The sequence below is a fragment of the Pseudomonas orientalis genome, assembly GCF_002934065.1.
In the GTDB taxonomy this organism is placed as follows: Bacteria; Pseudomonadota; Gammaproteobacteria; order Pseudomonadales; family Pseudomonadaceae; genus Aquipseudomonas; species Aquipseudomonas orientalis_A.
Genome location: NZ_CP018049.1, coordinates 5456774 through 5480127, shown reverse-complemented (window position 1 = coordinate 5480127; position 23354 = coordinate 5456774). Strand labels below are relative to the sequence as shown.

Annotated in this window: 21 protein-coding genes and 1 pseudogene; 11 read left to right on the top strand and 11 right to left on the bottom strand. The window is 62.5% G+C overall.

Annotated features, from left to right (window positions below):
* Positions 1-19: 19 nt before the first annotated feature.
* The 6 genes from BOP93_RS24815 (at position 20) to fdhA (ending at position 7615) form a co-directional block, all read left to right on the top strand.
* A complete protein-coding gene (locus BOP93_RS24815; protein WP_010207084.1) occupies positions 20-1270 on the top strand; it encodes a sarcosine oxidase subunit beta in 1251 nt (416 codons plus the stop codon).
* Between the two features lie 15 nt (positions 1271-1285).
* A complete protein-coding gene (locus tag BOP93_RS24810) occupies positions 1286-1588 on the top strand; it encodes a sarcosine oxidase subunit delta (protein ID WP_065885450.1) in 303 nt (100 codons plus the stop codon).
* Complete coding sequence (locus BOP93_RS24805) at positions 1585-4602, top strand: sarcosine oxidase subunit alpha (protein ID WP_104504951.1); 3018 nt, start codon at positions 1585-1587, stop codon at positions 4600-4602. The genes BOP93_RS24810 and BOP93_RS24805 overlap by 4 nt, the downstream gene beginning before the upstream one ends.
* A 116-nt stretch (positions 4603-4718) precedes the next feature.
* A complete protein-coding gene (locus BOP93_RS24800) occupies positions 4719-5351 on the top strand; it encodes a sarcosine oxidase subunit gamma (protein ID WP_104504950.1) in 633 nt (210 codons plus the stop codon).
* A gap of 10 nt (positions 5352-5361) precedes the next feature.
* Positions 5362-6219 carry a formyltetrahydrofolate deformylase gene (gene purU, locus BOP93_RS24795; protein WP_016977808.1) on the top strand — a complete coding sequence of 286 codons (858 nt, stop codon included), beginning with the start codon at positions 5362-5364 and terminating at the stop codon, positions 6217-6219.
* 196 nt (positions 6220-6415) lie between these two features.
* Complete coding sequence (gene fdhA / locus BOP93_RS24790; RefSeq protein WP_065885453.1) at positions 6416-7615, top strand: formaldehyde dehydrogenase, glutathione-independent; 1200 nt, start codon at positions 6416-6418, stop codon at positions 7613-7615.
* 158 nt (positions 7616-7773) lie between these two features.
* On the opposite strand, the gene BOP93_RS24785 is transcribed toward fdhA, so the two are convergent.
* Positions 7774-8232 (bottom strand): anti-sigma factor domain-containing protein, encoded by a 459-nt coding sequence (locus BOP93_RS24785; RefSeq protein ID WP_338134203.1) that lies wholly within the window; start codon positions 8230-8232, stop codon positions 7774-7776.
* A 124-nt stretch (positions 8233-8356) separates the two neighbouring features.
* Here BOP93_RS24785 and BOP93_RS24780 point away from each other — a divergent pair, with 124 nt between their 5' ends.
* Positions 8357-8929 (top strand): DUF2780 domain-containing protein, encoded by a 573-nt coding sequence (locus tag BOP93_RS24780; RefSeq protein WP_104504949.1) that lies wholly within the window; start codon positions 8357-8359, stop codon positions 8927-8929.
* Here BOP93_RS24780 and BOP93_RS24775 read toward each other — a convergent pair.
* Positions 8926-9810 carry an acyltransferase gene (locus BOP93_RS24775; RefSeq protein ID WP_104504948.1) on the bottom strand — a complete coding sequence of 295 codons (885 nt, stop codon included), beginning with the start codon at positions 9808-9810 and terminating at the stop codon, positions 8926-8928. The genes BOP93_RS24780 and BOP93_RS24775 overlap by 4 nt on opposite strands.
* A 231-nt stretch (positions 9811-10041) precedes the next feature.
* On the opposite strand from BOP93_RS24775, the gene BOP93_RS24770 reads away from it, so the two are divergent.
* Genes BOP93_RS24770 through creD form a run of 4 tightly spaced genes read left to right on the top strand, consistent with a single transcriptional unit; the run spans position 10042 to position 14015 of the window.
* A complete protein-coding gene (locus BOP93_RS24770; RefSeq protein ID WP_057723615.1) occupies positions 10042-10497 on the top strand; it encodes an ATP-dependent zinc protease family protein in 456 nt (151 codons plus the stop codon).
* Between the two features lie 9 nt (positions 10498-10506).
* Positions 10507-11175: a two-component system response regulator CreB gene (gene creB / locus BOP93_RS24765; protein ID WP_104504947.1), complete on the top strand. Its 669-nt coding sequence runs from the start codon at positions 10507-10509 to the stop codon at positions 11173-11175.
* A complete protein-coding gene (gene creC / locus BOP93_RS24760; RefSeq protein ID WP_104504946.1) occupies positions 11175-12614 on the top strand; it encodes a two-component system sensor histidine kinase CreC in 1440 nt (479 codons plus the stop codon). The genes creB and creC overlap by 1 nt, the downstream gene beginning before the upstream one ends.
* Before the next feature lie 51 nt (positions 12615-12665).
* Positions 12666-14015: a cell envelope integrity protein CreD gene (creD, locus tag BOP93_RS24755; RefSeq protein WP_104504945.1), complete on the top strand. Its 1350-nt coding sequence runs from the start codon at positions 12666-12668 to the stop codon at positions 14013-14015.
* A 65-nt stretch (positions 14016-14080) separates the two neighbouring features.
* Here the strand turns inward: creD and BOP93_RS27940 are convergent.
* From BOP93_RS27940 to BOP93_RS24715, 9 genes and pseudogenes are all read right to left on the bottom strand, one after another.
* A pseudogene (locus BOP93_RS27940) lies at positions 14081-14170 on the bottom strand (outer membrane lipoprotein carrier protein LolA); the annotation flags it as partial.
* Positions 14171-14192: 22 nt separating this feature from the next.
* Complete coding sequence (locus BOP93_RS24750) at positions 14193-14822, bottom strand: glutathione S-transferase family protein (protein ID WP_104504944.1); 630 nt, start codon at positions 14820-14822, stop codon at positions 14193-14195.
* Positions 14823-14987: 165 nt separating this feature from the next.
* A complete protein-coding gene (locus BOP93_RS24745; RefSeq protein WP_065894115.1) occupies positions 14988-15170 on the bottom strand; it encodes a hypothetical protein in 183 nt (60 codons plus the stop codon).
* Positions 15167-16270 (bottom strand): PepSY-associated TM helix domain-containing protein, encoded by a 1104-nt coding sequence (locus BOP93_RS24740; protein WP_104504943.1) that lies wholly within the window; start codon positions 16268-16270, stop codon positions 15167-15169. The genes BOP93_RS24745 and BOP93_RS24740 overlap by 4 nt, the downstream gene beginning before the upstream one ends.
* 62 nt (positions 16271-16332) lie before the next feature.
* Positions 16333-18762, bottom strand: coding sequence for a TonB-dependent siderophore receptor (locus BOP93_RS24735; protein ID WP_104504942.1), 2430 nt, complete (start codon positions 18760-18762; stop codon positions 16333-16335).
* A gap of 205 nt (positions 18763-18967) precedes the next feature.
* Positions 18968-19936 (bottom strand): FecR domain-containing protein, encoded by a 969-nt coding sequence (locus tag BOP93_RS24730; RefSeq protein ID WP_104504941.1) that lies wholly within the window; start codon positions 19934-19936, stop codon positions 18968-18970.
* Complete coding sequence (locus BOP93_RS24725) at positions 19933-20451, bottom strand: RNA polymerase sigma factor (protein ID WP_057723624.1); 519 nt, start codon at positions 20449-20451, stop codon at positions 19933-19935. Before BOP93_RS24725 ends, BOP93_RS24730 begins: the two co-directional genes overlap by 4 nt.
* Positions 20452-20545: 94 nt before the next feature.
* Positions 20546-21253, bottom strand: a complete 708-nt coding sequence (locus BOP93_RS24720; protein ID WP_104504940.1) for a 3'-5' exonuclease — start codon at positions 21251-21253, stop codon at positions 20546-20548.
* Entirely contained in the window at positions 21250-23172 is a 1923-nt protein-coding gene (locus tag BOP93_RS24715) for a putative nucleotidyltransferase substrate binding domain-containing protein (protein WP_205885782.1), read from the bottom strand. Before BOP93_RS24715 ends, BOP93_RS24720 begins: the two co-directional genes overlap by 4 nt.
* Positions 23173-23354 lie beyond the last annotated feature (182 nt).

The following is a 23354-nucleotide window of genomic DNA, read 5'->3' as shown; positions in this document are numbered from 1 at the left end:
CGGTTTTGGAGTAATGACTATGCAACGCTACTCAGGCTTCGGCCTCTTCAAGCACTCCCTCAGCCATCACGAAAACTGGCAGAAGATGTGGCGCACGCCCACCCCGAAAAAGGTCTACGACGTGGTCATCGTCGGCGGCGGCGGGCATGGTCTGGCGACCGCCTACTACCTGGCTAAAGAGCACGGCATCACCAATGTGGCCGTGGTCGAGAAAGGTTGGCTGGGCGGCGGTAACACCGCGCGCAACACCACCATCGTGCGTTCCAACTACCTGTGGGACGAGTCGGCGCACCTGTACGAACACGCGATGAAACTCTGGGAAGGTTTGTCCCAGGACCTGAACTACAACGTGATGTTCTCCCAGCGCGGCGTGTACAACCTGTGCCACACCCTGCAGGACATCCGTGATTCCGAGCGCCGCGTCAGCGCCAACCGCCTCAATGGCGTGGACGGCGAACTGCTCAATGCCAAGCAGGTGGCCGACGAGATTCCGTACCTGGACTGCTCGAAGAACACCCGCTACCCGGTGCTCGGCGCCACTGTGCAACGTCGCGGCGGCGTGGCCCGTCACGATGCCGTGGCCTGGGGCTTTGCCCGCGCCGCCGACGCACTCGGCGTGGACTTGATCCAGCAGACCGAAGTGATCGGCTTTCGCAAGGAAAACGGCGTGTGCATCGGCGTGGAAACCAACAAGGGCTTTATCGGCGCCAAGCGCGTCGGTGTAGTGACCGCCGGTAACTCCGGGCACATGGCTTCGCTGGCCGGTTTCCGCCTGCCGATCGAATCCCATCCACTGCAAGCCCTGGTATCGGAGCCGATCAAGCCGATTATCGACAGCGTGATCATGTCCAACGCCGTGCACGGTTACATCAGCCAGTCCGACAAGGGCGACCTGGTGATCGGCGCCGGTATCGACGGCTACAACGGCTACGGCCAGCGCGGCTCGTACCCGGTGATCGAACACACCATCCAGGCCATCGTCGAGATGTTCCCGGTGCTCTCACGCGTGCGCATGAACCGCCAGTGGGGCGGCATCGTCGACACCACGCCGGACGCGTGCCCGATCATCTCCAAGACCCCGGTCCCGAACATGTTCTTCAACTGCGGGTGGGGCACCGGTGGCTTCAAGGCCACGCCGGGCTCAGGCAACGTGTTTGCCGCGAGCCTGGCCAAGGGTGAAATGCACCCGCTGGCCGCACCTTTCTCCATCGACCGTTTCCACAACGGTGCGCTGATCGACGAACACGGCGCTGCGGCCGTCGCCCACTAACAGGAGAACCACCTCATGTTGCATATCTTCTGTCCTCACTGTGGCGAACTGCGCTCCGAAGAGGAATTCCACGCGTCCGGCCAAGCGCACATCCCGCGCCCGCTGGACCCGAATGCCTGCACCGACGCCGAGTGGGGCGACTACATGTTCTTTCGCGACAACCCCCGTGGCCTGCATCACGAACTGTGGATTCACGCCGCCGGTTGCCGCCAGTATTTCAACGCCACCCGCGACACTGTGACCTACGAAATTCTTGAAACCTACAAGATCGGTGAGAAGCCTCAGTTCACCGCCAAGGCCTCTGGAGAGAAGGTATGAGCCAGATCAATCGCCTGTCCAACGGTGGCCGGATCGACCGCAATAAAGTCCTGACCTTCACGTTCAACGGCCAGAGCTACAAAGGCTTTGAAGGTGACACCCTGGCCGCCGCCCTGCTGGCCAACGGCGTCGACATCATCGGCCGCAGCTTCAAATACTCGCGCCCGCGCGGCATCTTTGCCGCCGGCGCCGAAGAGCCGAACGCGGTGCTGCAGATCGGCGCCACCGAAGCCACCCAGATTCCCAACGTGCGCGCCACGCAACAGGCGCTGTACCAGGGCTTGGTCGCCACCAGCACCAACGGCTGGCCGAGCGTCAACAACGACATGATGGGCATTCTCGGCAAGGTCGGCGGCAAGCTGATGCCGCCGGGCTTTTACTACAAAACCTTCATGTACCCGCAATCGTTCTGGATGACCTACGAGAAGTACATCCGCAAGGCGGCCGGTCTTGGCCGCTCGCCGACAGAGAACGACCCGGACACCTACGACAACTTCAACCGTCATTGCGACGTACTGGTGGTCGGCGCAGGCCCTGCCGGTCTCGCCGCAGCACTGGCGGCTGCGCGCAGCGGTGCGCGGGTGATCATCGCCGATGAGCAGGAAGAGTTCGGGGGTTCGCTGCTCGATTCCCGCGAAAGCCTGGACGGCAAGCCGGCCACCGAATGGGTTGCCAGCGTCCTCGCTGAACTCAAGACACTGCCTGACGTGGTGCTGCTGCCCCGCGCCACCGTCAACGGCTACCACGACCATAACTTCCTGACCATTCACGAGCGCCTCACCGACCACCTTGGCGACCGCGCGCCGATTGGCGTGGTGCGCCAGCGTATCCACCGTGTGCGTGCCAAGCGTGTGGTGCTGGCGACCGGTGCGTGCGAGCGCCCGCTGGTGTACGGCAACAACGACGTGCCGGGCAACATGCTGGCCGGTGCGGTCTCTACCTACGTGCGTCGCTACGGCGTGGCACCGGGCAAGAAACTGGTGCTGTCGACCAACAACGATCACGCCTACCGCGTTGCACTGGACTGGCTCGACGCCGGCCTGCAAGTGGTTGCGGTGGCTGATGTGCGCCACAACCCACGCGGTGCCCTGGTTGAAGAGGCTCGCGCCAAGGGCATTCGTATCCTCACCGGCAGCGCCGTGGTCGAAGCCCGTGGCACCAAGCGTGTGAGCGCTGCGCGAGTGGCTGCGATCGATGTTAAAGCCCATAAAGTCACCAGCCCCGGCGAGTGGCTGGACTGCGACCTGGTGGCCAGCTCCGGCGGCTACAGCCCGGTGGTGCACCTGGCTTCGCACCTGGGCGGCAAGCCGACCTGGCGTGAAGATATCCTTGGTTTTGTGCCGGGCGAAGCGCCGCAAAAACGCGTGTGCGTTGGTGGTATCAATGGCGTCTACGGCCTCGGTGATTCCCTGGCCGACGGTTTTGAAGGCGGTGTGCGCGCGGCCAGCGAAGCGGGTTTCGCCCCGGTTGAAGGCGTGCTGCCAAAAGCCCTGAGCCGCCTGGAAGAGCCGACCCTGGCGCTGTTCCAGGTGCCTCATGAAAAAACCACCGCACGGGCGCCGAAGCAATTCGTCGACCTGCAGAACGACGTCACCGCCGCCGCCATCGAACTGGCGACCCGCGAAGGTTTCGAGTCGGTCGAGCACGTCAAGCGCTACACCGCGCTGGGCTTCGGTACCGATCAGGGCAAGCTGGGTAACGTCAACGGTCTGGCCATCGCGGCGCGCTCGCTGAACGTGACCATTCCGCAGATGGGCACCACCATGTTCCGCCCCAACTACACGCCGGTGACGTTCGGTGCGATAGCGGGCCGTCACTGTGGGCACATCTTCGAGCCGGTGCGCTACACCGCGCTGCAAGCCTGGCACGTGAAAAACGGCGCCGAATTCGAGGACGTCGGCCAGTGGAAACGCCCATGGTACTTCCCACGCAACGGTGAAGACCTGCACGCCGCCGTGAAGCGCGAATGCCTGGCGGTGCGCGACAGCGTCGGCCTGCTGGATGCGTCCACCCTCGGCAAAATCGACATCCAGGGCCCGGATGCCCGTGAGTTCCTTAACCGTATCTACAGCAACGCCTGGACCAAGCTTGATGTGGGCAAGGCGCGCTACGGTCTGATGTGCAAGGAAGACGGTATGGTCTTCGACGACGGCGTCACCGCCTGTCTGGCCGACAACCACTTCCTGATGACCACCACCACCGGCGGCGCCGCCCGCGTACTGCAGTGGCTGGAAATCTACCAGCAGACCGAATGGCCGGACCTCAAGGTGTATTTCACCTCGGTCACCGACCACTGGGCGACCATGACCCTGTCCGGCCCCAACAGCCGCAAGCTGCTGGCGGAAGTGACTGATATCGACCTGGACAAGGACGGCTTCCCGTTCATGACCTGGAAGGAAGGCCTGGTCGGCGGCGTTCCGGCGCGGGTGTTCCGTATCTCGTTTACCGGCGAGCTTTCGTATGAAGTCAACGTGCAGGCCGACTACGCCATGGGCGTGCTGGAAAAGATCGTCGAGGCCGGCAAAAAGTACAACCTGACCCCGTACGGCACCGAAACCATGCACGTCCTGCGTGCCGAGAAGGGCTTCATCATCGTCGGCCAGGACACTGATGGCTCGATGACCCCTGACGACCTGAACATGGGCTGGTGCGTGGGCCGTACCAAGCCGTTCTCGTGGATCGGCTGGCGTGGGATGAACCGCGAAGATTGCGTGCGTGAAGAACGCAAGCAACTGGTGGGCTTGAAGCCGATCGATCCGAATGTGTGGCTGCCGGAAGGCGCACAGTTGGTGTTCGATCCGAAGCAGACGATTCCGATGAAAATGGTCGGCCACGTGACTTCAAGCTATGCGCACAACTCCCTGGGTTATTCGTTCGCCATGGGCGTGGTGAAAGGTGGCTTGAAGCGCATCGGCGAGCGGGTTTTTTCGCCGCAGGCCGATGGCAGTGTGATCGAGGCGGAGATTGTGTCTTCGGTGTTCTTTGACCCCAAGGGTGATCGGCAGAACATTTGAGTCGCCTGCATCGGGGGCAAGCCCCCTCCCACATGTTGAACTGCATTCCCCTGTGGGAGGGGGCTTGCCCCCGATGAGGCCATCAGCCTCACAACAGAATTCAGAACAGGTGCTTTATGACAGCAGCCAATGTTTACCAACAACGCCCCACCACCGGCGCCAAAGCCGAGTCGTCGCTGCACCATGCCGACCTCGCCAGCCTGGTCGGCAAGGGCCGCAAGAACGCCGGCGTGACCGTGCGTGAAAAGAAACTCCTCGGTCACCTGACCATTCGTGGCGACGGTCATGACGCGGCCTTCGCCGCCGGCGTGCACAAGGCCCTGGGCATCGAGCTGCCCGGCGCCCTGCAAGTCATCATCAAAGGTGAAACCAGCCTGCAATGGCTCGGCCCGGATGAGTGGTTGCTGATCGTGCCGAGCGGTGAAGAATTCGCCGCCGAGCAAAACCTGCGTGCCGCGCTGGGCGATTTGCATATCCAGATCGTCAACGTCAGCGGCGGCCAGCAGATTCTTGAGCTGAGCGGCCCGAACGTGCGCGACGTGCTGATGAAGTCCACCAGCTACGACGTGCACCCTGATAACTTTCCGGTGGGCAAGGCGGTGGGCACGGTGTTCGCCAAGTCGCAACTGGTGATCCGCCACACGGCTGAAGACACTTGGGAACTGCTGATCCGTCGCAGTTTCTCGGATTACTGGTGGCTGTGGCTGCAGGACGCCTCTGCCGAATTCGGCCTGAGTGTTCAAGCCTGAGGAATGACCCATGAGCCGCGCCCCTGATACATGGATTTTGACCGCCGACTGCCCCAGCGTGCTCGGCACGGTGGACGCGGTCACCCGCTATCTGTTCGAGCAGGGCTGCTATGTCACCGAGCACCATTCGTTCGATGACCGCCTCTCGGGCCGTTTTTTTATTCGGGTGGAATTCCGTCAGCCCGATGGCTTTGACGAGCAGGGTTTCCGCGATGGCCTGGCCACGCGCGGTGAAGCGTTTGGCATGATCTTCGAGCTGACGGCGCCGAACTACCGGCCAAAAGTGGTGATCATGGTCTCCAAGGCCGATCACTGCCTTAACGATCTGCTGTACCGCCAGCGCATCGGCCAGCTGTCGATGGACGTGGTCGCGGTGGTGTCCAACCACCCCGATTTGAAACCTTTGGCCGACTGGCATCAAATTCCCTACTACCATTTCCCCCTCGACCCCAACGACAAACCGTCCCAGGAGCGTCAAGTGTGGCAAGTAGTGGAAGATACCGGCGCCGAACTGGTGATCCTTGCGCGCTACATGCAAGTGCTGTCGCCGGAGCTGTGCCGCAAGCTGGACGGCAAGGCCATCAACATTCATCACTCGTTGCTGCCCGGGTTCAAGGGCGCCAAGCCGTATCACCAGGCGTACAACAAGGGCGTGAAACTGGTCGGCGCCACGGCGCATTACATCAACAACGATCTGGATGAAGGGCCGATCATCGCCCAGGGTGTGGAAGTGGTGGACCACAGCCACTATCCCGAGGATCTGATTGCCAAGGGGCGGGATATCGAAGGGCTCACGTTGGCGCGGGCGGTGGGGTATCACATTGAGCGGCGGGTGTTTTTGAATGCCAATCGGACGGTGGTGCTCTGACTGGCGCCAATCGGGGGCAAGTCGAGTCGTCGCACCGCCCCTCCCACATTTGAAATGCGTTCCCCTGTGGGAGAGGGCTTGCCCCCGATGAGGCCCTCACCCACAACACAAGAAACAGCATCTGTACCCAAGCACTTAACGCGCTGCCCACTCAACGGGCAACGCAGTTCCATAAAAACAACAGCGAGGTGAAAGCATGTCTGGTAATCGTGGTGTCGTGTATCTCGGCAACGGCAAGGTCGAAGTACAGAAAATCGACTATCCCAAAATGCAGGACCCGCGCGGCAGGAAGATCGAGCATGGCGTCATCCTGCGCGTGGTTTCCACCAACATCTGCGGCTCCGACCAACACATGGTGCGCGGCCGCACCACTGCCCAGACCGGCCTGGTGCTGGGGCATGAAATCACTGGCGAAGTGATCGAGAAGGGCAGCGACGTCGAGAACCTGAAAATCGGCGATCTGGTGTCGGTGCCTTTCAACGTGGCCTGCGGCCGTTGCCGCTCCTGCAAGGAAATGCACACTGGCGTGTGCCTGAGTGTCAATCCGGCGCGCCCGGGCGGTGCTTACGGCTACGTTGACATGGGCGACTGGACCGGCGGCCAGGCCGAATATGCGCTGGTGCCTTACGCCGACTTCAACCTGTTGAAACTGCCGGACCGCGACAAGGCCATGGAGAAAATCCGTGACCTGACCTGCCTCTCCGACATTCTGCCCACCGGCTACCACGGCGCCGTCACGGCCGGCGTTGGCCCAGGCAGCACGGTCTACATCGCCGGTGCCGGCCCGGTCGGCCTGGCCGCTGCCGCGTCAGCACGTCTATTGGGCGCTGCGGTGGTGATTATCGGCGACGTCAACCCGATCCGCCTGGCCCACGCCAAGGCCCAGGGTTTCGAGATCGCCGACCTGTCCACCGACACGCCATTGCACGAACAGATCGCCGCGCTGCTCGGCGAGCCGGAAGTGGACTGCGCCGTCGATGCCGTCGGCTTTGAAGCCCGCGGCCACGGTCACGACGGCGTCAAGGCCGAGGCCCCGGCCACCGTGCTCAACTCGCTGATGGGCGTGGTGCGTGTGGCGGGCAAGATCGGTATTCCGGGCCTGTACGTCACTGAAGATCCAGGCGCTGTCGATGCCGCCGCGAAAATGGGCAGCCTGAGCATTCGCTTTGGTTTGGGCTGGGCCAAATCCCACAGCTTCCACACCGGGCAGACGCCAGTGATGAAGTACAACCGCCAGCTGATGCAGGCGATCATGTGGGACCGGATCAACATCGCTGAGATCGTCGGCGTGCAGGTGATCAGCCTGGATGACGCGCCGCGCGGGTATGGCGAGTTCGATGCGGGTGTGCCGAAGAAGTTTGTGATTGATCCGCATAAGTTGTTCAGTGCGGCGTAACGCTTAAGGCAAGTGAAAAAGGGCGACCCGTGGGTCGCCCTTTTTAATGTGGGAGGGGGCTTGCTCCCGATGGCGGTGTGTCAGTCAATCGATGTACGACTGATCCACCGCTATCGGGGGCAAGCCCCCTCCCACATGGGTATTGTGGTGTTTGGGGATCAGCGGGTGGCCAGTGCGCCCTGGTAGACGGTCGGGCCAGTGGGTTGTTTGCTGATGGAGCCACCTTTGGTCTCCGAGCTCACCATCAACTCAACAGGCTTGCTGATGGTTTCCTGCTGGCGCGGGTTCAGGCCGATGATGCCCTTGCCGTCTTCCGGCAACAGGCCCAGGGACACGGGCGTGCCATCCTTGGGGATCGCCCACAGCTCCAGGCTCTGGTCCGGCGCAGGTGCCGTGGCGGCAATCGGCTGCACTTCCAGGTAATCCTTGTGAGCCATGATTTGCGCCGCCGGCTGCTGGGTCGTGGTCACCAACGTCGCCGCGGACTTGACGCTGTCCTGGGTGTAGAGCGCGCCACCAATACCGGCAACCACCACGGCGCAGGCGCCGATGAACAGGCGAGGGCGGCTCCAGAACGCAGGCTTGTGCTCAATCGCTTGGGGGTGGATCGCAGTCATAAGTCTCTTCCTGACAAATTTTGTAGTCAGTTCATGGACCCGCTTATGCCCAATGGGTTCCGGAACAACCGACGGGATACCCAGTCCAACGCCTGCTTTGCACCTATCTCCTGAGGTTGTCTTGATGAAGATTTCACGCGGTTTTGCCCTTTCCTGTCTGTTGACCCTGGCCGCCGGCCCGGTGTTCGCCGCAGGTTTCAGCCTTGGCGATGCAGCCAATGCCATTTCCGGCATGCAGGGTGGCAACAACAAGGCCGCTGCCGCCGCGCCCACGTCGGAGACGGCCGACCTGCTGACGGCCTTGACCTCGCAACTGAACATCACCCCCGAGCAAGCGGTGGGCGGCACGGGCGCCATGCTGGGCCTGGCCAGGAACAAATTGAGCGGCAATGACTTCTCGCAGCTGAGTAACAGTGTGCCGGGCCTCGACAAGCTGTCGGGTAATAACGCATTGGGCAGCCTCGGTGCCTTGAGCGGGATGCTCGGCCAGACCGGCGGCAGCAAGACCAGCGGCCTGGACGGCCTGTTGGGCAATGTGAAAAGCACCAATGACTTGAACACCGCCTTCAGCGCCTTGGGCATGGACAGCGGCATGGTCGGCCAGTTTGCCCCGGTGATCCTGAAATACCTGGGCGGCGAGGGGGCCAGCAGCTCCGTGCTGGGCAAATTGGCTCAGGCCTGGGGCACCGGCAGCTAAGGTTCCTCGCGCAGTTGTTCGATGCGCGTATCCTTTTCCATCCAGAGCTGGTTGACCCAGTTCTGGACGGTCTGGCGAAACGCCGGGTCGTTCTCGTAATCCCCTTGCCACAACGCCGGGTCCAGCTCGCGGGTACGGATATCCACGATCACCTTCGGCACCGCGCCGCTGATCAGGTCCCAGAACCCCGGAATCTTTTGTTGCGGATACACCACGGTCACGTCGAGGATCGCGTCCAGTTGTTCGCCCATCGCCGCCAGCACAAATGCCACGCCGCCCGCCTTGGGCTTGAGCAGTCGCGTAAACGGTGAAGCCTGTTGCTTGTGCTTGGCCTCGTTGAACCGCGTGCCCTCCAGATAATTGACCACCGTGACCGGCTGGCGCTTGAACAGCTCGCAGGCCTCTTTGGTGATCTTCAGGTCCTGCCCGGCCAGCTCCGGGTGTTTGGCCAGGAACGCCTTGGTGTAGCGTTTCATGAACGGGTAATCCAGCGCCCACCAGGCCAGGCCGAGGAAGGGCACCCAGATCAGCTCTTTTTTCAGGAAGAATTTGAAGAACGGCGTACGCCGGTTCAGCGCCTGGATCAATGCCGGAATATCCACCCAGGACTGGTGGTTGCTGATGACCAGGTAGGAGGTGTCACCCCGCAGGTTCTCACCGCCGCGAATATCCCATTGGGTGGGAATGCACACGGCGAAGATCAGCTTGTCGATCTCGGCCCAGGTCTCGGCGATCCACATCACCGCCCAAGACGCATAGTCACGCGAGCAGCCCGGCGCCACCAGCTTGAGCAGGGCGAACACCATCAAGGGGCCGATCAGGATCAGCGTGTTGAGCAACAGCAGCAGTGTGACCAGACAGCCGGTGAGCAGGCGGCGCATAAATAACTCTTGGAATCTTGTGGGCTTGCCATCATAAGCAAGGTGAGTCTAGAGGCCAAATCGCAAATGGCCGGACGAATGTTTCACAATGTGCCGGTTATGCTCGGTCATCCAACTAAGTGCTGTGTGTGCGGTCTAGAATTCGCCCACTTCTTTCGAGGAAATCATGCCGTGAAATTGCTCCTTGCCGCGTTTGCCCTAGCTATTCCCGTCCTGGCTGCTGCGCCTGCCATGGCCGCCGAACCGACCCTCTACGGTCGCTACGAATATATCCAATTGCCGGAAATCGGCCAGACCTTCAAGGCCAAGATGGACACCGGCGCACTGACCGCCTCGCTGTCGGCGCGTGACATCGAGACTTTCACCCGTGACGGCGACGACTGGGTGCGCTTCCGCCTCGGCGGCAAGGACGCCGACAACAAAGTCTACGAACACAAGGTGTCACGCATCAGCAAGATCAAGAGCCGCGCCGACGAAGATGACGACAAGGACGAAGCCAGCGTGGCCAAGCGCCCGGTGATCGATCTGGAGATGTGCCTGGGCGACGTCAAGCGTACCGTGGAGGTCAACCTCACCGACCGCAGCAGCTTCAACTACCCGCTGCTGATCGGCGCCAAGGCCTTGCGTGAATTCGGCGCTGCGGTCAACCCGGCGCGTCGCTACACTGCCGACAAACCGGACTGCTGACGGACCCCCATGGCGCATATCCTGATTGTCGAAGACGAAGCGGCAATAGCCGACACGCTGATATTCGCCCTGCAGGGCGAGGGCTTTTCCACCACCTGGCTGACACTCGGCCAGGCGGCGCTGGAGCATCAGCGTCATACCCCGGCCGACCTGATCATCCTCGACATCGGCCTGCCCGATATCACCGGCTTTGAAACCTGCAAGCAATTGCGTCGGTTCAGCGAAGTGCCGGTGATGTTCCTCAGTGCTCGCGATGGCGAGATCGACCGCGTGGTGGGGCTGGAAATCGGCGCCGACGATTATGTGGTCAAGCCGTTCAGCCCGCGTGAAGTGGCGGCCAGGGTGCGGGCGATCCTCAAGCGTGTCGGGCCGGGTGTGGCGCCTGCTGTGTTCCAGGTGGACCTGGAGCGCATGCAGATCCACTATCGCGGCCAGCCACTCTGCCTGACGCGTCACGAATTGCGCCTGCTGCAAAGCCTGCTGGAGCAGCCCGGACGGGTGTTCAGCCGCGAGCAACTGCTGGACGCGGTGGGGGTGGCGGCGGACGCCGGCTACGCGCGCAATATCGACAGTCATATCAAAAGCCTGCGCAGCAAACTGCGTAGCGTGAAGGCGGACGCCGAGCCGATCCAGACCCATCGGGGCCTCGGCTACAGCTACAGCCCGAGCCACAGCTGATGCGCCTGGGGCTGCGGATTTTCCTGGTGTACGCGTTGTTTATCGGCCTGACCGGCTACTTCGTGCTCAACACGGTGATGAAGGAAATTCGCCCCGGCGTGCGCCAGTCCACCGAAGAAACCCTGGTGGACACCGCCAACCTGCTCGCCGAAATCCTGCGCAATGATGTGAAGAACGGCACCCTCGGCCAGAGCCATTGGCCGCAGATGCTCAAGGCTTATGGCAATCGCCAACCCGGCGCGGTGATCTGGGGGCTGCCAAAAAACCAGGTCAATCACCGCATCTACGTGACCGACGGCAACGGCACGGTGTTGCTCGACTCCACCGGCGAAGCGATGGGCCAGGACTATTCGAAATGGAACGACGTGTACCTGACCCTGCGCGGCGAATATGGCGCACGTTCCACCCGCAGCGCGCCGGATGACCCGGCTTCGTCGGTGATGCATGTAGGCGCGCCGATTCGCGACGAGGGCCGGATTATCGGCGTGGTCACCGTGGCCAAGCCGAACAGCTCATTGCAGCCCTATGTCGACCGCACCGAGCGCCGCCTGTTGTGGTACGGCGCCGGGCTGGTGATTCTCGGCCTGTTGCTCGGCGCATTGCTGTCGTGGTGGCTGAGCAATGCGCTGCGGCGGTTGACGGCCTATGCCGAGGCTGTCAGCGAAGGCCGTCGCGCCGAGTTGCCCCATTACCGGGGCGGCGAACTCAAGCAGTTGTCCACCGCTGTCGAGCACATGCGCACACAGTTGGAGGGCAAGGCCTATGTCGAACATTACGTGCACACCCTGACCCACGAACTGAAAAGCCCGTTGGCGGCGATTCGTGGCGCGGCGGAGTTGTTGCAGGGCGATATGAGCCGTGAGCAGCAGCAGCGCTTTGTCGGCAACATCGACAGCGAAAGCGCGCGCCTGCAGCAGTTGATCGAGCGTTTGTTGAACCTGGCACAGGTGGAGCAACGTCAGGGGCTGGACGAACAATCGAGTATCGCGCTGGCGGGCCTTGTCGATGAGGTCCTCAAGGCGCAATGTGCCCGGATCGAAAGCGCCGGCCTGCAGGTCGAACAGTGCATCGGCGCCGATGTGCAGGTGTTTGGCGAGCCGTTCCTGCTGCGCCAGGCCCTGGGCAACCTGCTGGACAACGCCCTGGATTTCACTCCGCCCGGCGGCGCGCTGCGGTTCAGTGCGCAGGTGCGGCACAACGACGTTCAGGTCAGCCTGTTCAACCAGGCCGCACCGATCCCCGACTACGCCTTGCCGCGCCTGAGCGAGCGTTTCTATTCCTTGCCACGCCCGGCCAGCGGGCGCAAAAGCACCGGGCTGGGCCTGAACTTTGTCGAAGAAGTGATGAAACTGCACGGCGGCGCGCTGCAGGTCGGCAACGTACCCGGTGGCGTGCAGGCGGTGCTGCATCTGCACACAGTCTCCACATTACCCACATAAAACCCCCACACAGGCTGCCCAGACTCTCCCCATCAAAACAGGGAGAGACCCATGAACCGCAGCCTGCTTTTCAAACTTGGCGCGATTGCGCTGCTGATCCTGCTGTTGCTGATTCCGTTGTTGATGATCAACGGCATCATCAGCGACCGTCAGCAACTGCGCGACGGCGTATTGATGGACATCGCCCGCAGTTCCAGCTTCGCGCAGCGCCTCACCGGACCGGTGCTGGTGGTGCCGTTTCGCAAGACGGTGCGCGAGTGGAAGCTCAATGAAAAGCTCAACAAGCGCTATGAAGAAACCCGTGAAGAGCGCGGCCGCTTGTATTTTCTGCCGGAGCATTTTGCGCTCGACGGCCAGGTGCAAACCGAACTGCGTGCGCGGGGCATCTATCAGGCGCGGTTGTTCCACGCCGACAACCGCATCAGCGGGCGTTTCGAACTGCCTGCACAACTGGGTATCACGGAGAATTTCGCCGATTACCGCTTTGAGCCGGGGTTTCTGGCCGTGGGCATCAGCGATATACGCGGCATCGAAAACGCGCTGAAGCTGGAGCTGGGCGAACAACGTCTGGAATTTTCGCCGGGCTCTCAAGTCGACTGGTTGGGCGAGGGCGTGCATGTGATGCTGCCGGAGCAGGACAGCAAGAAGCCCGCCGCTGTGGAGTTCGCTTTCGACCTGCGCCTGCAGGGCACCGAACAACTGCAAGTGGTGCCCGTGGGCAAGACCAGTCAGGTATCGCTTGCCTCCAACTGGCCGCACCCGAGTTTTATCGGCAACTTCCTGCCGACACAGCGGGCGGTCAGCGACAAGGGTTTCACTGCCAAGTGGCAGACCTCGTTTTTTGCCACCAACCTCGAACAGGCCCTGCAAACCTGTCTGGACCGTCAAGGCTGTGAGGATTTCAACAACCGCAGCTTTGGTGTGAATTTCATCGACCCGGTGGACCAGTACCTCAAGAGCGACCGCGCAATCAAATACGCGCTGCTGTTCATCGCCCTCACGTTTGCCGGCTTTTTCCTGTTTGAAGTGCTCAAGAGCCTGGCGGTGCACCCCGTCCAGTACGCGTTGGTGGGTGTGGCGCTGGCGTTCTTCTACCTGCTGTTGCTGTCGCTGTCCGAGCACCTGGGCTTCGCCCTGGCTTACCTGCTATCGGCCAGTGCCTGCGTCGTGCTGATTGGTTTCTACGTGTGCCATGTGCTGCGCAGCGTGGCCCACGGCCTGGGCTTTTCGACGGGGTTGGCGGCGTTGTATGGCTTGTTGTACGGGTTGCTGAGTGCCGAGGACTACGCGTTGCTGATGGGCTCGCTGTTGCTGTTCGGCCTGCTGGGCACGGTGATGGTGCTGACGCGCAAACTGGATTGGTATGGGGTGGGCAAGCGCAAGGTGGAGGTGGAGCAATGATTGGGCTGCGCGAAGATCAGCAAATGAAGGCCAGGATGGTCACCTTCCTCACCAACGCCACCGTCCACTGTAGGAGCGAGCTTGCTCGCGAAGAATGCAAGGACGCCGCGTTTAACCAAGTGCCCCGCGTTATCGTTGACGATTTTCGCGAGCAAGCTCGCTCCTACAGGGGGGCTGTTAAATCGGCGGTTGGGTCTGCTGCATCGAAGGCCGCTGGCTGACCTCGGTGTACCAGGCGGCCAGCTTGGGGTTATCCGCGCGCCATTGCAGGTCCGGGTGGCGGAAGTCGAGGTAGCCCAGGGCGCAGGCCACGCTGATGGCGGCGATGTCGAAGTGGCTGGCCAGTTCGGCGATGGCGCTCTGCTCCAGCTCGGCCAGTGCGCGCCGCATCTTGTTGCGCTGCTCGTCCAGCCACGGCTCCCAATGCTTCTCCACCGGGCGCATCGCGGTTTCGTAGCGCACCAGCACGGCAGCGTCCATGATCCCGTCGGCCATCGAGGCCAGGGTCAGGCGGCGCCAGCGGGCCGAGCCGTCGCGGGGGATCAGCGGGTTGCCGACGTGCTGGTGGTCGAAGTAATCGAGGATCACCCGGCTGTCATGCAACACCGAACCGTCGGCCAGGCGCAGGGCCGGGATCTTGCCGACCGGGTTGCCTTGCACCACCTCGGCGTCCGGGTTGACCGGGGTGGGCAGGCAGGCGTGCAGGGCGACGCGGTCCTGCTGACCGGTCTCGCTCAACAACACGCGGACTTTGCGTACAAAGGGTGAAGCGGGGTTGTGGAACAAGGTCATGCTGGGGGCGGACATGGGCATTCCTCGAAATAGGCTGGGGTTAGCCTAGAGGGTTGCGGGGTGGCTGGCGAGGGGGATTTTCGCTGGAGCTTAAGGCCTCATCGGGGGCAAGCCCCCTCCCACATTTTGACTGTATTCACAAATCTAAGTGTGGGAGGGGGCTTGCCCCCGATGAGGCCATCAGCCACGCCGCCTGACCAACCCCCAGGCCCCAATGCCAGCCGGTATACCCAACCCCACCCAACTCAACGAATCCCACCACCCATCCCCCAGCAACGCCGCAAACAACCCGGCGGCGCTGAGCAGGCCGATCCCCAGCGGGATGCCAAACACCTTCCAGAAATTCGACTGCCGCGGCTTCATGCCTTGCCCGCCTTGCGCCGCACGCTCCATAAGTAAATCCCGCTGACCAGCACCACGATGGTCAGCACATCCAGCACCGCCCACAGGATTTTCATCGGCATGCCGCCGTAGTCACCGAAGTGCAGCGGCTGGGACATGCCCATGGCGTCCATGTACCACGGCCGTTCGGCGATGGCGGTGACGGCCAGGGTGCCGGCGTCGATCAATACCGGTGTGAGCAGATGGGAGGTGAGGTGCGTACTGCCCTTCATGAACACGGCGTAGTGATGTTCGCTGGAGAAGCGCGTACCGGGGAAGGCGATAAAGTCCGGTTGCATGCCGGGCGCAGCCTTGGCGGCGATGCTCAGCAAATCGCTGGCCGGCGCGCGTTGGGTCAGCGGCGGGGCGTCTTTATAGGGTTCGATCAGGGCGCTGAGACTGTCCTGGCGCCAGGCGGCGATGATCAGGTCGGCGCAGGCGCTGATCACACCGGTCACACCCACCACCAGCGCCCAGGTCAGGGTGACCACGCCGATCAGGTTGTGCAGGTCGAGCCAGCGCAGGCGGGTGGATTTGTCCTGGCGCACGGTGGCGAACTTCAAGCGGCGCATGAACGGCAGGTACAGCACCGTCCCCGAGACAAGCGCCAGCACGAACAGCAAACCCATGAACGCGAGCAACAGCTTGCCGGGCAGCCCGGCGAACATGTCCACATGCAGGCGCAACAGGAACAGGGTGAGCCCGCCGTTGGCTGACGGCATCTCCACGGTTTCGCCGGTGCGCGCATCGAGCATGAAGGTATGCGACGCATTCGGCTCGGTACCGGCCGTGGCGGCCAAGATCGCGATGACACCGTTCTTGTCATCCTCGTCCCAGGCCAGGTACTGCATGGCCTCGCCGGGGCGATGGGCCTGCGCTTTGGCCACCAGTTGCTCCAGGTTGAGCTGCGGCGTATCGGCGGGCATCTGCTTGAGCTCGGGTTCGTTGCCCAGCAGGTGATCGATCTCGTGATGGAACACCAGCGGCAGGCCGGTGAGGGCGAGCAGCAGCAAGAATACGGTGCAGATCAGGCTGGTCCAGGTGTGGATGAAGGACCAGCGGCGGATGGTTTTGCTTTTCATTTTCTCGCCTTCAGACACACCAAAGCCGTCCTGGTGGACGGCCCGGTTGTTAACTCAGCCGATTACCACTGGTAGGTGGCGCTGGCGACGACGCTGCGCTGGTCGCCGAAGTAGCAGTAGGAACCGTCACAGGTGGAAATGTAGTCCTTGTTGAACAGGTTGGTCGCGTTCACTTTCACCGACGCGCCCTTGAGGCTGTTGTCCAGGCGGCCGAGGTCGTAGTGCACGGCACCGTCGAATACGGTGTAGGCGTTGGCTTTGCCGGACCAGGTGTTGGCCTGGTCGCCGTAGGTATTGCCGGTGTAGCGGGCGCCAAAGCCGATGCCGAAACCGTCGAGGGCGCCGGTATGCCAGGTGTAGTCAGTCCACAGGGAGGCTTGCTGGTTAGGCATCAATTGCAGGCGGTTGCCTTTGAAGTCGCCTTTTTGCACTTCGGATTTGGCCAGGGTATACGCCGCGATCACCTTGAGGTTTTCGGTGACGTCAGAGATGGCTTCCAGCTCCAGGCCCTTGACCTTCACTTCGCCGGTCTGGTCGGTGAGTGACACGCCACCGGACTGGAAGCTGGTGACCAGCACGTTTTTCTGGGTGAGGTCATACACCGCCGCGCTCAGCAGCGTATTCGAGCCGGGTGGCTGATACTTGATCCCCAGCTCCCACTGCTTGCCCTCCGTGGGTTTATACGACTCGGTGGGGGAGACGCTGGCGTTGCTCGCCGGTTGGAACGATTCGGCGTAGGAGATATAGGGTACGAAGCCTGAGTCGAACACATAACTCAGCGCCGCGTTGCCACTGAAGTTCTTGCTGCGGTCGGTGTTGGTCGCATCGTTTTTGTTGAAGTACGTAGTGCCCTGGTGCACCCAGTCTTCACGACCGCCCAGGGTCAGGCGCCAGTTGTCCAGGGCCATCTGGTCCTGCACGTAGAGGCCGGTCTGGATGGTTTTCTGGTTGTAGTCATAGAACGCGGTGGAACGCGCCGGACGCACGACCGGTTGGGTATTGACCGGGTTGAAGATGTTGATCGTTCCGGCGAGGCCGAAAATCGACGTGTAGGAAGTGTCGGTGCGCTGATGGTCCAGGCCCAGCAACAGGGTATGGGTGATATCCCCCGTGGCGAAATCCGCCTGGAAGTTGTTATCCACCGCGAACTGGCCAATGTCCTCGTTCACGTTGGTCGATGAGCGGCTGATATTGCCGGCCGCGTCTGCTGGCGAGAAGGCGAACGAACCCACGGTCAGTTGCTGGAAAGCCAGTTCCGACTTGGTGTAGCGCAGGTTCTGCCGGAACTGCCAAGTGTCGTTGAAGCGGTGTTCGAAGGCATAGCCCAGTGCGTAGTAAGTGCGGTCGTAATACTCGTAATCCGGATCGCCGAGGTTCTTGTGGTGCGAGATGTCCCCCAGGGGCGATTTGATCTTGGTGCCCTGGATCGGCAGGAACTGGCTGGTGGTGCCGGTATCGTCACGGGTGAACTGCGACAGGAACGTCAGTTTGGTATCGGTATCGATATTCCAGGTCAGGCTTGGCGCGATGTTGTAGCGCTTGTTGTCGATGTGATCGACCTGGGTGCCGGCATCGCGCACCACGCCGCTGAGGCCGTACAGGAACTGGCCTTCGTCATCGATCTTGCCGGTGCTGGCAAAGTTGATCTGACGGTAGTTGTCGCTGCCGTATTGCACCTGGATGGCGCTGCTCTGTTCGGCGCTGGGGCGGCGACTGACCATGTCCAGCAGGCCGCCCGGCGGGGTCTGGCCGTAAACCGAGGAGGCCGGGCCGCGCAGCAGGGCGAGGCGATCGAGGTTCCAGGTTTCGGCTTTCGGGTTGGCGTACACACCACGGGGCAGGGGCAGGCCGTCGAGGAATTGGGTGGGTTCGAAGCCACGCACGCGCATCCAGTCGTAGCGGGTGTCGCTGCCGTAGCTGGCGGACACGATGCCGGGCATGTATTTGACCGCGTCGTCGAGGTTCTGCACGTTGCGGTCCTGCATCTGCTCGCGGGTCGCCACCGAGATGGAGCGCGGCGCCTCGACCAGGGCCGTGTCAGTCTTGGTGCCGGCAGCGGTGCGCTTGGCCAGGTAACCTTCCACCGGCCCCCAGGCGCTCTCGTAATTGCCTTGACCAATAATGCTGGTCTGCGGCAACGCCACGACACCGTCCGCAATCGCCACCAAGGTAAAGGTCCCGGCGCTGCTTTGCTCAAGCTGCAGGCCGGTCCCGCGCAGGGCTTCACGCAATGCGCCCTGCGCATCGAACTGGCCCTTGACCGGTGCCGAGGTCTTGCCGGCGGCCAGCGTCGGATTGAGGGTCAGCGCGAGGCCGGCCTGGCTGGCGATCTGGTTCAGGGTGGCGGCCAGTGGCGCGGCCGGCAGGTTGTAGGCGCGCACGCTGCTGGACTGTTCGGCGGCGATCAACATGGGGCTGATCAGCGGGGCGCCGAGGGCGATGGCCACGGCTAACAGGCTGGGGCGCAACAAAGTGTCTAGCGTGCGGGACATGGGCGGCTCCTGAATGGAAATATTTCTCAATTGCCTAGGTGCCGGACGAGAATCGGAAAGTGATAGGGCGGGGTGGAAATATTTTTTGGGTAGGGCCTGAGGGCGCCATCGGGGGCAAGCCCCCTCCCACATTTGACTGTGTTCACAAATCAAAAAGTGTGGGAGGGGGCTTGCCCCCGATAGCGATCTTCAGATGCCGCAGAACCTAAGGCCTACCCTTGACGGTCACCCACCACGGCGTGTGCTGCTCGATCCGCACCGGCAGGGTCGGCAACAGCGCATTGAGCGCCAGGGTGGTGTCGTGCAGCGGGAAGCTGCCGGTGATGCGCAGGTCGGCGACGCTGTCATCCACACCCAGATGGCCGCTGCGATAACGGCCGAGTTCGGCCACCACATCGCCCAGGCGGGCGTTGTCGACCACCAGCATGCCGCGGGTCCAGGCGTCGCTGGCCGGCGGCACGGCAAGCAGCGCGCCAAGGCCGTCGCTGCGCATCAGCACTTGCTGGCCGGCCTTGAAAATCCGTTCCTGAGGCAGTGCTTCAGGCTGGGCGGCCACCGCCGATTGCAGCACGCTCAGGCGCGTGGCGTGGTCTTCGCGCCTCACGATGAACCGCGTACCCAGCGCCCGCAGGTTGCCGTCGCGGGTCTGTACAGAGAATGGACGCGCATCGTCATGGCCGGTCTCGACCAGGATTTCGCCTTCCTGCAACACAATCACGCGGCGTTTATCGTCGAAGCGCACGTCAATGGCCGTGTGGGTATTGAGACTGATCCGGGTGCCGTCAGCCAGCTCAAGGGTGCGCTGCTCACCGGTGGCGGTGCGTTGATCGGCCAGCCAATAGTGGATGGGCACATAGCGCTCACCGGCAAACAATGCCAGCCCGCACACCAGCACAATGCTCGCCAGGCCACGGCCCAGTTTGCGCATGCGCTGGCGCGCACTGTCGTGGGAGTGCAACAGCGCGGCCCGCGCGGGGCCGGAAGCTGCGCTGAAACGCTGGTCGAGCATGCCCAGCTGGCGCCAGGCGCGGGCGTGTTCTTCGTCGCTGGCCAGCCACTTGGCGAACTCTTCCTGTTCCACCACGCCGCCGTCGCCGGAATCAAGGGACAGTTGCCAGGCAATCGCGGCGTCCAGCACGCGCGCCGACACCGGCTTGCCACTGATCAGGCTCATGATGGCTCGCCATACAACGCGATGTAGCACTGGCGAATGCCCTGGGCCAGGTACTGGCGCACGCGCGGTACCGACACACCCAGGCGCTGGGCGATGTCTGCATGGCCCAGGCCGTCGAGGCGGTTATAGAGGAAGGCGGCGCGGGCTTTGCTCGACAGTTTGCCGAGCAGGCGGTCGATGGCCTTGAGGTCTTCGAGGATCAGTTGCTGTGCTTCGGGCGATGGGTGTTCGCTTTCCGGGATCAGCATCAGTTCGGTGAGGTAAGCCTGTTCCAGGGCGGCGCGGCGGAAGTAGTCGAACAGCAGACCCTTGGCAATCGCTACCAGGAAGGCGCGCGGCTCGCGGGGTTCGCGCAGGCCGTCACGGCCGAGCAGGCGCATGAAGGTGTCCTGGCTCAGGTCTTCGGCGCGGCTCGGGCAGGCCACGTTGCGCCGCAGCCAGGCCAACAGCCAGCCACGATGGTCGCGATACAACGCGCCAACAAGCTCACTGTGTGGGGTCTGGGCCGACGACAAGGCATCACCGAATAAAGTTTAAACTAACGAGAATTATTCGCGATTGTGTCAGAGCAGTGATGTGGGCGCAATTGGCGTCTGTCGGGCAATGCCACTAAAACGATGGCGCCTGTTTACGCCGTCGCCATTGGCTCAAGCGCTCCTGCAGCGCCCGGGGCGTGTCGATGTGTTGCCGGCGTGCACGGCTGAACAGGATCAGCATCAGCTCCGCCGTGGCCAGTGCATCGGCGCTGGCGTGATGGCGCTCGCCCACCTGCAAGTTGAAATGGTTGATCCACTCATCCAGACCGGCCTCACGAATGTTCGCCTCGGGGCACAGCAGCGGGGCGATATCGGCCACATCGAGAAAGGGATGGACCAGGCGGTAACCCAGGCTCTCCTTGAGCGCTCGGCCCAGCATATGTTGATCGAACGGCGCATGGAAGGCCAGCAGCGGGCTGTCGCCCACGAACGCCATGAAATCGAGCAGTGCATCCACCGGGTCGCTGCCGGCCGCGATGGCGCTGGGGCCCAGGCCATGGATCAACACGCTGGGGCTGAGTTTGCTGGCGGTGCGTTGCAGGGTGCGTTCGAACATCTGCGAGAAATCCACTGCGCCGTCCTCGATCACCACGGCGCCGATGGACAGCACCTGGTCACGGTTGAGGTGCAGGCCGCTGGTTTCCAGGTCGACCACCACCCAGCGCTGGCTGCGCAAGGGCTCATTGCCCAGTGCGGCGGGCGCGGGCAGTTGGCCCAGGCGTAGCTGCTGCGCCGCATCGAGCCGCGGTTTTTTCGCGCGCAGCCAGCTGAACAGGCTCACAGCTGATACCGCAAGGTCAGGCTGCTTTGCAGGCGCTGGGCCTGACGCAGGGATTCACGCAGGATGCGTCGGTCCAGGTGATTGAGGCTGTCGGGATCGACGCGGTTGGAATACGGCAGGTTTTCCCGGGTCTGCATCTGATGCTGCTGCATGCGGGTTTGTTGAATGAAGTGGTAAGCCTCTTCATACGCCGCGCCGTCCAGCCGCTCGATCACCTGCCGGGCGACCAACTGGCGCAGCCGCTCCAGCGTATTGTTGGCGTGGATGCCATGGGCCAGGGCCAACACACGCGCAGCGTCCACGAACGGCGTGAGGCCCTGTACCTTGAGATCCAGGGTGGCCTTTTCCCCGCTTTTGCGCGTCAGCACAAACTCGCGAAAGCGCCCTACGGGTGGGCGTTGGCGCAAGGCATTCTCGGCCAGCATGCGCTGGAACAGCCGGTTGTCCGCCACCTGATCCAGAATGCCCTGGCGCAGTTGCTCGCAACCCTGCTCATCGCCCCACACCACGCGCAGGTCGAAATAAATGCTCGAACCCAGCAGGTTTTCCGGCGTGGCTTCGCGAATGAACGCGGCAAACCGGCGGGCCCATTCGGCCCGTGACAGGCACAGTTCTGGGTTGCCGGCCATGATATTGCCCTTGCACAGGCTGAAGCCGCACAGCGCCAGGCTCTGGTTGATCTGCTGCGCCAGGGGCAGCAGGCGCTCGCGAATCTCGGCGGCTTCCACGGCGTCTCGGGCCTCGAACAGGATGCCGTTGTCCTGATCGGTGTACAGCGTCTGTTCACGGCGGCCTTCGCTGCCAAAGCACAGCCAGCTGAAAGGCACGCCGGGGTCGCCTTTTTCCGCCAGGGTCAATTCGATGACCCGGCACACGGTGTGATCGTTAAGCAAGGTAATGATGTGGGTGATCTGCGTAGACGACGCACCGTGGGCGAGCATGCGTTCGACCAACTGGCCGATCTCGCCGCGGATCGCCACCAGTTGTTCCACACGGGACGCGTTGCGGATGGTCCGCGCCAGGTGCACCAGGTCGACGCGCTGCAGGGAAAACAGGTCGCGCTCCGAGACTACGCCGCACAGGCGCTGGTCCTGCACCAGGCATACATGGGCGATATGCCGCTCGGTCATGGCGATCGCCGCGTCGAACGCGCTGTGGTCCGGGCTCAGGAAGAACGGCGCCTGGGTCATATGACCGGCGATGCCCTGACTGAAATCACCGGTGCCGTCGGCCACTACCTGGCGCAAGTCACGCAGGGTGAAGATGCCCAGCGGCGCCTTGTGTTCATCGACAATCACAATGCTGCCGACCTGCTGCTCGTGCATCAGCCGCACCGCTTCGCGCAGCGCAGTGTCCGGGCTGCAGGTGACTGGGTGGCGCATGGCCAGCTCACCCAGGCGAGTGTTCAACGAGTATTGGGTGCCGAGGGTTTCCACGGCTTTTTGCTGCACCTGCTGGTTGACCTGGTCGAGCAGGCTGCTGACGCCGCGCAAGGCGAAGTCACGAAACGGGCTGGAAAGGGCGAACAGCTTGATGAACGCCATCTTGTTCAGTTGCAGGCAAAAGGTGTCTTCGCAGGCTTTGTGCTCGGTGCGGGTGGCGCGCTCACCGAGCAGGGCGGCGAGGGGGAAACACTCGCCGGTGGTGATTTCGAATGTGGGGTCTGTGGCGTCCGGCCGCTCGCCGACCACGCGGCCCTGCTTGACGATATAAAAATGCTCGACCGGCCCGCCCGACGGTTTGAGGATGCTGTCGCCGGGGCCATAGAAACGCAGTTGGCACTGCTCCACCAGAAACGCCAGGTGCGCATTTTCCATCTGGTTGAACGGCGGGAAGCGCTGCAGGAATTGCAGGGTGCCGTGGATGTTCTGCAACACGGCGGTTTTACCCGCCTGCGTGAAAGCATCAGCTTTACTCATAACAGTGACCGCAGTTTTTTTGTCGTTATCGTGCTGCATGGTCGACTGCTGCACGGCGGGTGCCCATTGGACGTAAGTCTAGGTCGGGGACCCCTGCGCAAAACTAGGGAAAAACCTTACATGACTATCGTCCAAAACCCGTAGAACACCCACTAGGCAAACTTTCCGACGAAGTGCACATT